8 protein-coding genes are annotated in these 7,566 nt (G+C 58.5%); 3 read left to right on the forward strand and 5 right to left on the reverse strand.

The annotated features are described in order from the left end of the window. Positions 1-234 (forward strand): GFA family protein (locus V7665_RS12505; RefSeq protein ID WP_335664865.1); only part of this gene is annotated, 234 nt, incomplete at its 5' end. Positions 235-415: 181 nt separating this feature from the next. Here the strand turns inward: V7665_RS12505 and V7665_RS12510 are convergent. After that, a complete protein-coding gene (locus V7665_RS12510; RefSeq protein ID WP_335664866.1) occupies positions 416-850 on the reverse strand; it encodes a DUF2147 domain-containing protein in 435 nt (144 codons plus the stop codon). Positions 851-892: 42 nt separating this feature from the next. Continuing rightward, the gene (locus V7665_RS12515; protein ID WP_335664867.1) at positions 893-2,152 is read right to left on the reverse strand and encodes a multidrug effflux MFS transporter; all 1,260 of its coding nucleotides are present in this window, start codon (positions 2,150-2,152) and stop codon (positions 893-895) included. Positions 2,153-2,243: 91 nt separating this feature from the next. Between V7665_RS12515 and V7665_RS12520 the strand changes: the two genes are divergently transcribed. Both V7665_RS12520 and dinB read left to right on the forward strand, forming a co-directional pair. After that, positions 2,244-3,815 carry a pentapeptide repeat-containing protein gene (locus tag V7665_RS12520; protein WP_335664868.1) on the forward strand — a complete coding sequence of 524 codons (1,572 nt, stop codon included), beginning with the start codon at positions 2,244-2,246 and terminating at the stop codon, positions 3,813-3,815. Positions 3,816-3,854: 39 nt separating this feature from the next. Beyond that, the gene (dinB, locus tag V7665_RS12525) at positions 3,855-4,961 is read left to right on the forward strand and encodes a DNA polymerase IV (RefSeq protein WP_335664869.1); all 1,107 of its coding nucleotides are present in this window, start codon (positions 3,855-3,857) and stop codon (positions 4,959-4,961) included. A 27-nt stretch (positions 4,962-4,988) separates the two neighbouring features. On the opposite strand, the gene V7665_RS12530 is transcribed toward dinB, so the two are convergent. The 3 genes from V7665_RS12530 to V7665_RS12540 all read right to left on the reverse strand — a co-directional run. Continuing rightward, complete coding sequence (locus V7665_RS12530) at positions 4,989-6,362, reverse strand: glutamate--cysteine ligase (RefSeq protein ID WP_335664870.1); 1,374 nt, start codon at positions 6,360-6,362, stop codon at positions 4,989-4,991. 74 nt (positions 6,363-6,436) lie between these two features. Then, a complete protein-coding gene (locus V7665_RS12535) occupies positions 6,437-7,018 on the reverse strand; it encodes a YqaA family protein (protein WP_335664871.1) in 582 nt (193 codons plus the stop codon). Between the two features lie 191 nt (positions 7,019-7,209). Then, the coding region (locus V7665_RS12540; protein ID WP_335664872.1) for an alanine:cation symporter family protein at positions 7,210-7,566 on the reverse strand (357 nt) is incomplete at its 5' end.

Below are 7,566 nucleotides of genomic sequence, written 5' to 3' on the forward strand. Positions count from 1 at the left end.
GGCGCCAGCGGCGCAGCTTTTGAGAATCGCTTTTGTCCAGACTGCGGGACTACGGTTTACTGGCTGACGCCTTTTCACCCGGATGGCGTTGGTATCGCGACCGGTACCTTTGAAGGAGACGACCTGCCGGCGCCGTCACGCAGCGTCTGGGAAAGCGAGCGCCACCACTGGGTCGATGTGCCGACACAGAACCGGTGGGTAGAAGGTCGTAGTGGAGCGAAGGTCGAGGATTGAAGGGATCGCTAGCTCCCCGGCGAAGGCCGGGGTCCATCTCGTGCATTATCGGACCAAAGTCAGGGAAAATGGGGCGCGCAATCGTCGGGATCAGTGAACATCCCTTCGCTTGATATATGTGGAAATATTTGGAGATGGACCCCGGCCTGCGCCGGGGAACAGAACATTGACTGACGTGCTATTATTTTGCGCGGGTCCAGTCCTGGCCCTGACAGAAAAATGCGATACAGCCCTTCATCTTCAGTTTGTTGGCCGATTGCAGGCTGACTTCCGAGCGATAGGTTTTTCCGGTTTTCGGATCATAGACCTTGCCGCGCCAGATATCGTCGTCGGGGGTGAATCCGGTCAATATCGCCGTGCCGAGCAGCGTGCGATCGCGCAATTTCTTGTTGGGATTGTGGATATCCTTCTGGCCAGCGCCATTCGGCGGGGTCACCAGATATTTGTAGATCCGGCCACAGACACTGGTGCCGCATTTGGAAATCTTGATGATCGCATCCCGTTCCTGGGTGATCCAGTCGCCGTGGATCGAATCCGCTGCCAGCGCCGGGGTGGCAAAGATCATGGTGGCGGGGATCAGGCCAGCGATTATTTTGCGGGGGGTAAGAATCGACATCGTCATGCTCCTGTGCGCTTAGCCGGTATTTCCAACTTTAGCTTATATAGTGTCAATCTTCGCTAGCGAATCTCTGGTTACCCCAATCTGAACGCGGCGGAACAATCGCCCTTCCTCGGCCCAGAAAATCACTGCCAGCGAGGCTATTCCGCAGACCAGGAAACCGGTGGCAATCGGTAGCACCGTGCCATCAAACTGCAGCCCGATCGCTGCGCCGATCGCGGCTGACAGGGTGGTGCGGGCAAAATTCTGGAAGGAAGAGGCAACGCCGGCGATCTTGCCGAAGGGCTGCATCGCGATCGAACTGAAATTGGCGCCGGTCAGGCCGACCATGGCCATGGATGGCACCAGCAGCGCGGTGAAGGTCCAGATATTGATGCCGCCGGTCATCGCGAGGATGAAGTGGATGATCGAGACCAGGATGAAGACAATCAGCGCCGATTGCGACACCCGCCGCGCGCCAAAGCGCACGACGATCCGGCTATTGGCGAAATTTCCGACCGACATGGCGGCGGCGTTGAGCGCGAAGACAAAGACGAAAATATCGCCGGCTCCGAATATGTCGAAAAATATCTGCTGTGCTGAAGCGATATAGGCGAACAAGGGCGCCATCATCAGGCCGCTTGCCAAGACATGACCAAAGCTGTTGCGGTTGAAAATGACCTGATACCATGCCGACCCGATCGACCGCGGATGGATCGGCGTCTTGTCTTCGGGGTGCAGCGTTTCGGGCAGTCTTATCAATACCCACAGGAAAACCGCCAGTCCGGCTGCCGCGAGAACGACGAATATCCCCTTCCACGGCGCCACCAGCAGAACCAGTTGCCCGAGCAGCGGCGCGGTGATCGGCACGATCATGAACACCATCATGATCGTCGACATCGATCGCGCCATCTCGTCGCCTTCATAGCGATCGCGGATGATGCTGTTGACCAGCACGCCCATTGCCGAAGCGGCCAGGCCCTGAATGAAGCGGCCGATCAGCAGCAGCTCATAATCCCAGGCAAAGGCACATAATATGGCGAAGGCTACGTAGATCACGGTGCACACCAGCAACACCGGCTTGCGTCCGAAGCGGTCGGCGAGCGAACCATGAACGATTGATCCGATCGCCATGCCGTAAATATAGGAGGTGATGACCCATTGCCGGTCATTGACCGATGGCAGGGCGAAGTCATCGGACATGAAACCCAGTCCGGGCAGCATGATGTCGATCGCCAGCGCGTTCAGAGCCATCAGGCTCGCCATCAGGAAGGTGAGTTCGAGACGGCCAATCGGGAAAGGGAGGGCTTTGCGTTGCACCGGTGGCCTATGGCAAGATCGGGGAGGTGTGGCTATAGTATAAATGATAAGCTTGAGGCTCTGCCGGGCTCTGAAGTCGAGGGGAAATGGGATGATGAAGCTATGGTTTCTGCAGTTCGCACTGCTTGCTCTGGTGCTGGCAGAAACAGGCGCTGCACGGGCGGAAACTCTGGTGGCAGAGCCGAGCTGCGCTTCTGCCTATGGTGATATATGGGGAGAGAGCGAACCGTATGTTGCGCGGGGTGCAATCGATGGCGAACAGATAAAATCCCTGGCCGACTTTCTAAGCATGACCGACCGCCGGGCAGCGGGCGTTACAATCGTCAAAGGTGGCCATTTTGCCGGCTGGGATTTTGGCGGAACGTCCTTGTCCGGCATCTGCTTTGAAGAGACTGATCTGGCGGGAGCGAATTTCGCCGATGCGTCAGCGCCCGGCATCGGCTTTATCAAGAGCGATCTGACCGGGGCTAATATGACCGGCGCTGTCATGCCCGGCGTCCTCTTCCGCAATGCGATTTTGAAAAATGTAAATGCCCAGAGTGCAGCTTTCTCTCTCGGCCATTTTGATGGCGGCTGGTTCGAGGGCAGCGTCGAAGGCTGGAATGTCGACGGCGCCGATATGACTGGCTTCACTTTTGATTGCGGGATCACGGTTCCGGATGGCTGCCCGGTCTATCAGGGCGGCGCCGCGATCAGCGCCAGGGGAACGGATTTCTCCCACGCCAGCTTGCACAGTTTTGGTCTATATGATGTCGAACTGGCGGACGCGGTTCTTGATCAAACGATCATCGGCCCAAGGCAATTGCCCTATTTGGCGAAGGCGGAATTTCGCGGTGATATCATATTGCGCGGCGGGGGCAGCGATGTGCGACTGACCGGCGAAGACGCGCAAAAATTATTGGCTGAACATGGCCAGCAGAAGGCGGCGGAGGCGCATCCGTCTTTTGATTGCGCCAAAGCCGCGACCAAGGTCGAGCAGGAAATCTGCGGCGAATATGCCAGCGACCTGCGCGCGGCGGATCGTGATATCGCGGCGCTGTATCAGCGTGCCAAGGCTGCCGATTCCGGCGTCAGGGCGAGCCAGCTGGCCTGGTTGACGCAGCGCAATCTGTGCGCAGCGGCGGAATATCCGTCGGATTGCATCCGGGGCAGCTATAGTCTGCGCAAGGGCCAGCTGCTTGGCTTGCTGGGCGAAAATGACTGGCTGGCGCGCGGAAAATCCGCTCTGTTCATCGATGATGTGCTGCCGCTCCCCGCCGCTTTTATCCGGTCGGATCTATACGCCAGAATCGCGCCGGTTCTGATCGGCGCTTCGATGACCGAGATATTGATCGAGCGCGGGAATGACGGGCTTTATGCGATCAAGGGCAGCGCGGTGGGCGCTAATGCCCATTTGTGCAGTATCTATGCCTCGCATCTCTATTTCGACAAGGCAACCGGCTGGTATATTCCGGTATCGGAAGGGGCGGCGATTCCGATTTTCCGGATTTTTGACGACCGGCTGGAAATATTTGCGAGCGGCCGGCCGGATTATGAAAAATATTCCGAGGCAGCGGGTTTCATGAGTTGCGGCATGCGCGCCAGTTTTTCCGAGACGATCCGCATCAATGCCAGCGACGAGCTGATCGAAAGCTATCGGAAATCGCTGAACGAAGAGATGTAGTTCCTCCCCAAGCGGCGAAACAGGCGCTAGACTGACATCATGTCCGATTCCACGCCCGATCTTCTGCAGCGCAAGATCATCCATATCGATATGGATGCCTTTTTCGCGAGTGTCGAGCAGCGGGATTTCCCCGAGCTGCGCGGCAAGCCGGTGGCGGTTGGCGGATCATCCAAGCGCGGGGTGGTCGCGGCGGCCTCCTATGAAGCGCGCGAATATGGGGTGCGCTCGGCGATGCCTTCGGTCACCGCGAAGCGCCGCTGCCCCGATCTGATCTTCGTCAAACACCGGTTCGAGGTCTATCGCGAAGTTTCGCAGCAGATCCGCGCGATATTTCGCATGCACAGCGATCTGGTCGAACCGCTGTCGCTGGATGAAGCCTATATTGATGTCACGCAGGACAAGATGGGCATCGGCAATGCGACCCGGATTGCCGAGATGATCCGGGCCGAGATCAGGAGACAGACCCATCTCACCGCCAGCGCCGGGGTCAGCTATAATAAATTTATCGCCAAGATTGCCTCGGACCAGAACAAGCCGGACGGGATCTGCGTGATCAAGCCGCATCAGGGGGCAGAATTTGTCGCCGGTTTGCCGGTGCGGCGCTTCTTTGGTGTCGGCCCGAAGACGGCGGAGCGGATGGCGAAGCTCGATATTCACACCGGTGCCGATCTGCGCGCGCAATCGCAGGATTTTCTGCGCCAGCATTTCGGCAAATCGGCGGGCTATCTGTTTCGCGCCTCGCGCGGCGTCGATCATCGCGAGGTGCACTCCAACCGGATCCGCAAGTCGGTTGGTGGCGAACGGACCTATGGCGATGATCTGGTCAGCGACAGCGATATGCACGACGCGTTCGAGCATATTATCGATATCGTCTGGAACAGTATCGAAAAATGCGAAGCGCGCGGGCGGACGGTGACGCTGAAAGCCAAATATGCCGATTTCCGGCAGGTGACGCGGTCGCATTCGGTCGATCATTATGTCGCGGACAAGAATGAATTCGCGCGCATCGGCCGTGACTTGCTGGCCAGCATCATGCCGGTGGAGAATGGCGTTCGTCTGCTCGGGCTGACGCTCGCCAATCTGGAAGGCGCGGAAGCGGCGGAGAGTTCGGATGAAAGCGACAATCAGCCCGCGTTCGAATTTTAGCCCCGGTTCTGCTGCTCCCGGCTGTTGTCAGAAGCTCATTTCGTCATAGATCCGGCTGACATCGCCATTCCATTCGCCATGATAGCGGTCGAGCAACTGCGCCGCTGGTGATTTGCCTTTGGCGACCACTTCGCGCAGCGGATCGAGAAAACCGCTTTCATTGTCGCCGCTGGTGTTCAGGCGGTTGCGTGCGGTCAGGCCGGCCGACGATATGTCGAGGATTTCCTTGGCCAGATCGTTCAATTTGCCGCCACCCGGAATCGGCGTGTCGAGCCCGAGTTTGGGCACGGCGTTGCGCAGCGCCTCGCGTTCTTCCATGCTCCAGCCCTTGACCCGGTCCCAGGCGGCATCGAGCGCGGTCTGGTCATAGAGCAGGCCGACCCAGAAAGCGGGCAGGGCGCAAATCCGGTTCCACGGACCACCATCGGCGCCGCGCATTTCGAGGAAGCTTTTCAGGCGCACTTCCGGGAAGGCGGTGGAGAGATGATCGGTCCAGTCCGACATGGTCGGCTTCTCGCCCGGCAGCACCGACAGGTTGCCCTTGAGGAAGTCGCGGAAGCTGAGGCCGGCGGCATCGATATATTTGCCGTCGCGGAAGACGAAATACATCGGCACGTCGAGCATATATTCAGCATAGCGCTGATATCCGAAACCCTCTTCGAACACGAATGGCAGCATGCCGGTACGGTGCGGATCGGTGTCGGACCAGATATGGCTGCGGAAGCTCTGATAGCCGTTGGGCTTGCCTTCGGTGAAGGGTGAATTGGCAAACAGGGCGGTGGCCAAAGGTTGCAGCGCAAGGCCGACGCGGAATTTCTTCACCATGTCGGCTTCGCTGGCATAGTCGAGATTGACCTGGATCGTGCAGGTGCGCAGCATCATGTCGAGCCCGAGATTGCCAACCCGTGGCATATGTTTGAGCATGATCTGGTAGCGGCCCTTGGGCATGATCGGCAATTCGGCTCGGGTCTTGTCCGGCCACATGCCCATGCCGAGGAAGCCGGTGCCGGTTTTCTGGCCAATCGCCTTCACCTGCTGCAAATGGCGACCGGTTTCGTTGCAGGTCTCGTGCAGGGTTTCGAGCGGCGCACCGGACAGTTCCAGCTGGCCGGCGGGCTCGAGGCTGATCGCGCCGTCGCTGCCCGACATGGCGATAACCTTGCCACCTTCTTCCACCGGCTTCCAGCCGAATTCCTGCATGGCGAGCAGCAGATCCTTTATGCCGCCCGGTTCGTCATAGCTGGGGGCGTGATGGTCTGTGGTGGAATAGACGAATTTCTCGTGCTCGGTGCCGATCCGCCAGCGATCCTTGGGCTTTTCGCCCTGGACCATGGGATCGATCAACTGGGTGATATTTTCAATCACCGGATCGTCGTTGTTGGAAATCTGTCTGGTGCTCATAATCCGGCCTTAGGAAATGATCAGCGGCTGGGCCACTGAAAAAAAGCTGTTCCGCTGAAAGCTTTTGTTACTTGTCATAGCAGCCAGCGGACGGCGACAAAGCCGCCGACGAACAATATGCCGACGACGGTGGTGGCCAGGGTAAAATTCTTGTCGATCCATATTTTCATCGGTGGCCCGAAATAGCGGAGCAGGGCGGCGACCAGAAAAAACCGCGCAGAACGGGCGATAATGGCTGCGCCGATCAGGATATGCAGCGGCATGGCGGTGCTACCAGCGGCGATGGTAATCACCTTGAACGGCAGCGGCGTGAAGCCGGCCAGCAAGACGACAACCCAGCCCTGTTCATTGAAGCTATTGGCAAAAAGATCGAATTTTTCCGTGGCCCCGTAAAATTCCAGAATCGGCAGGCCCACCGTCTTGAAGAAAAAATAGCCGATGGCATAGCCGAGCAGCGCACCGAGCACCGAAGCAATGGTGCAGATCAGGGCGTACCAATAAGCACGCTCGGGCTTTGCCAGACACATGGGCGCCAGCATGACATCCGGCGGGATCGGGAAGAAGCTGGATTCGGCAAAGCTGATGCCGGTCAGCCATTTCGGGGCCTGCGGATGCGCTGCCTTGCCAAGCATCCATTCATAGAGTCGTTTTAGCATATTTTTTAAACCTCAAGCGCCGGGCGGGCGCATCCGCGCCCTTGGCTTTCGCGCCAATAAGGCGCGGCGGACGCCATCCGTTTTTTGTGGCGGCCTTGCCTCGCTTCGCTCGGTATCAACTTCGGCAAAGCGAGGGAAGCCGAGCAGGCGGATGCGTGCGCCTGGCGCGTGCAGTTCAAGAAATCCATCATCTAGTGACCCGGCGAGCCGGTGATGTCTTCGAGCAATTCCCTAGGTGTCTCGCGGCCATGGTCTTTACCGGCGGCGCGGTTGCCTTTGGCCAGGGCGAAGACGACGCCGGACAGCGCCAGCAGAGCGACGATATTGGGCAGGGTCATCACCGCGTTGGAAATGTCTCCCAGGCGCCAGATCAGTTCGAGCGGCGCGAAAGAGCCGACGAAGATGACCAGACACCAAAGCACGCGCCAGGCAAAATGGAGGCGGGTTTCACCCTTCAGGGTCGATCCGGGGGTCAGGTCATAGAGATAGGTGATCGCCCGTTCGCCATAATAGCTCCAGGTGAGCAAGGTGGTGAAGACGAACAGGAT

The sequence above is a fragment of the Parasphingorhabdus sp. genome, assembly GCF_036964675.1.
Taxonomy (GTDB): Bacteria; Pseudomonadota; Alphaproteobacteria; order Sphingomonadales; family Sphingomonadaceae; genus Parasphingorhabdus.